Raw genomic sequence first — 3,365 nt, 5'->3', positions numbered from 1 at the left:
GAGTCGGGTATCTTTACAAAGCGTCTGCATAGCGAGATCATCGCAACTAAGCGATTCACTTTCACAAACACTACAGAAAAGAGGAGAGACAAGACAAACACTACAAACACAACAGTACAACTACTTAAGCTTTTTACTGCCGTAATTTAGTTTTTTACTGTGGTAGTAGGGAAGTCATACCCCAAAAAAGGGGAATCTTGTCAAGCCCTCGGCCGATAGCTACGGGTTTGCTGAATGCATTACTGCAATTACACATCCCGCGCCACAAAGAGGTGGTCTACCTCAGGCCTTACTGGACTACTCCATGAGAAGTCTTATCTTTGGGTGTACTTCGCGCTTAGATGCTTTCAGCGCTTATCACGACCAGACATAGCTACCCAGCGGATGCACCTGGCGGTACAACTGGCACACCAGAGGTCTGTCCATCCCGGTCCTCTCGTACTAGGGACAGCTCCCATCAAACTTCTTACGCCCGCTGCGGATAGGGACCGAACTGTCTCACGACGTTCTGAACCCAGCTCGCGTACCGCTTTAATAGGCGAACAGCCTAACCCTTGGGACCGAATCCAGCCCCAGGATGCGACGAGCCGACATCGAGGTGCCAAACCATGCCGTCGCTGTGAGCGCTTGGGCAAGATAAGCCTGTTATCCCCGGGGTAGCTTATATCCGATGATCTTTGGCGCACCCATACACAACCAAAGGGTCACTAAGCCCTGCTTTCGCAACTGCTCGACTTGTAGGTCTCACAGTAAACCGCCCTTATGCCTTTGTACTCGAAAGTTGGTTTCCAACCAACCTGAGGGCAGCTTTGGACGCCTCCGTTACATTTTGGGAGGCGACCGCCCCAGTCAAACTACCCGCCTGACACGGTCTCTTTGCCGGATAACGGCGCAGGTTAGCTAAACAACATATCCAGGGTGGTGTTCCATTGGCGAGATTGCTCTCTCCCACCTACGCTCTACAGAATATGCCGCCTAGCAATGTCAGGGTGTAGTAAAGCTCCACGGGGTCTTTCCGTCCTGCAGCGGGTAATGCGCATCTTCACGCATGTTACAATTTCACCGAGTCTCTCGTTGAGACAGCGCTCAAGTCGTTACGCCATTCGTGCGGGTCGGAACTTACCCGACAAGGAATTTCGCTACCTTAGGACCGTTATAGTTACGGCCGCCATTCACCAGTGCTTCGATTCAATGCTTCGCTTGCGCTGACATCTCCTGTTAACATTCTGGCATTGGGCAGGCGTCAGCCCGTATACGTCAGCTTTCGCTTTTGCACAGACCTGTGTTTTTGGTAAACAGTCGCTCGAGCCATTTCACTGCGGCCAGATTGCTCTGGCACCCCTTCTCCCGAAGTTACGGGGTTAGATTGCCTAGTTCCTTAACGAGAGTTATCTCGAACACCTTGGTATCCTCTACCTGCCTACCTGTGTCGGTTTGCGGTACGGTCGTACGTATTGTACCGTCATGGCTTTTCTCGGCCCCTCATACCCATCACTTCGCTTCCCCCCGAAGGGTTTCACTCGTCCTTGCGGAACTGGTACAACCAATCACCAGATGAAATATACGAACGGCGTCCCCAGACGTTTAACCTTTACGCACGGTAACGGAATATAAACCGTTTATCCATCGACTACGGCCTTCGCCCTCGCCTTAGGACCGACTGACCTGCAGAAGACGAGCTTTACTGCAGAAACCTTAGGCTTCCGGTGGACAGGATTCTCACCTGTCTTTTCGCTACTTATGCCTGCATCCTCACTTGTGTGCAGTCCACACGTGCTTACGCTCATGCTTCAACCCGCACACAACGCTCCTCTACCAAGCAGTCAAAAGACTGCTTCCCACGCTTCGGTAAATGGCTTGAGCCCCCTTACATTATCGGCGCAGGAGTACATTCGGCCAGTAAGCTATTACGCACTCTTTAAATGGTGGCTGCTTCTAAGCCAACATCCTGGCTGTTTACGTACTCCCACATCCTTTCACACTTAGCCATTACTTAGGGACCTTAGCGGTGGGTCTGGGCTGTTTCCCTTTCGACAATGAAGCTTATCCCCCACTGTCTCACTGCTATTCTTAGACCGTCGGCATTCGGAGTTTGATTAATCTCAGTAACCTTGGAGGGCCCATCGACTATTCAGTGCTCTACCTCCGACGGTAAACAAATAACGCTGCACCTAAATGCATTTCGAGGAGAACCAGCTATCTCCGTGTTCGATTGGCATTTCACCCCTACCCACAGTTCATCCGAGCATTCTTCAACATACACCGGTTCGGTCCTCCACGAAGTATTACCTTCGCTTCAACCTGACCATGGGTAGATCACACGGTTTCGGGTCTAACGCTAGCTACTAGACGCCCTATTCAGACTCGCTTTCGCTGCGCCTCCGTGAATCTATCACTTAAGCTTGCAACTAACGTTAACTCGCAGGCTCATTCTGCAAAAGGCACGCCATCACACATTCCAAGCAAGCTTGGCATAGTGCTTTGACAGCTTGTAGGCGACGCGGTTTCAGGGACTATTTCACTCCCCTCCCGGGGTGCTTTTCACCTTTCCCTCACGGTACTTTTTCGCTATCGGTCGCAAAGAGTATTTAGCCTTAGGAGATGGTCCTCCCAGATTCCTGCAGGGTTCCTCGTGTCCCGCAGTACTTGGGTATCAGATAGGGCTGTCGTACATTTCGTCTACAGGGCTTTCACCTTCTATGGACCCACTTTCCAGAGGGTTCGACTATATACTTCAGATCCCACGACTCTGACCCCGCAACCCCATAAATCGTGATCTATGGTTTAGGCTCTTCCGCTTTCGCTCGCCGCTACTGACGGAATCGTTATTACTTTATTTTCGTCCGGTTACTTAGATGTTTCAGTTCACCGGCTGCCTTCTATCTGCCCTATGTATTCAGGCAGAAGTGACGGAGCTGTTCGCTCCGCCGGGTTACCCCATTCGGATATCTTCGGATCAAAGCTCGATTGCAGCTCCCCGAAGCGTTTCGCCGCTTACCGCGTCCTTCATCAGCTCTTTGCGCCAAGGCATCCACCGCGCGCCCTTCGTAGCTTGAACAGATTGGAGGGCTAGTCGAGCTAGCCACTCCTATAACTTCCCCTACTACACAGCAATGCAAGAACCGTCGAGCTAAGTAAACTCAGCTAGCCGTTCCTTGCAAATCGTATATTAGGGAGTCTTTTAACTCTCTCTTCCATCCACCTGTTCGAAGTGGATGTGCTTGTTAAGAGAACCACTCAACAAAGCTACCGCTAGGGCAACTTTGCTACGAGACTCGCTACGATTTCGACTCTACTAGGTAGAGAGTCGAATCGCCTTGTAAAATTTGCTTTTATCACTTGGCTCTTCCCCATGGACGGACAGC

At 51.1% G+C, this 3,365-nt stretch carries 2 rRNA genes (1 of these 2 only partly in view); both read right to left on the bottom strand.

The features are described 5' to 3' along the window. Positions 1-197 precede the first annotated feature (197 nt). Positions 198-3,058: ribosomal RNA gene (locus tag HNQ39_RS29535) — 23S ribosomal RNA — on the bottom strand. Positions 3,059-3,296: 238 nt separating this feature from the next. Continuing rightward, a 16S ribosomal RNA gene (locus HNQ39_RS29530) occupies positions 3,297-3,365 on the bottom strand (it continues 1,522 nt past the right edge of the window). The 16S and 23S rRNA genes sit together here, the layout of an rRNA operon.

It is taken from the genome of Armatimonas rosea, assembly GCF_014202505.1.
Lineage (GTDB): Bacteria > Armatimonadota > Armatimonadia > Armatimonadales > Armatimonadaceae > Armatimonas > Armatimonas rosea.
This window is presented reverse-complemented; position numbering and strand designations above follow the sequence as displayed.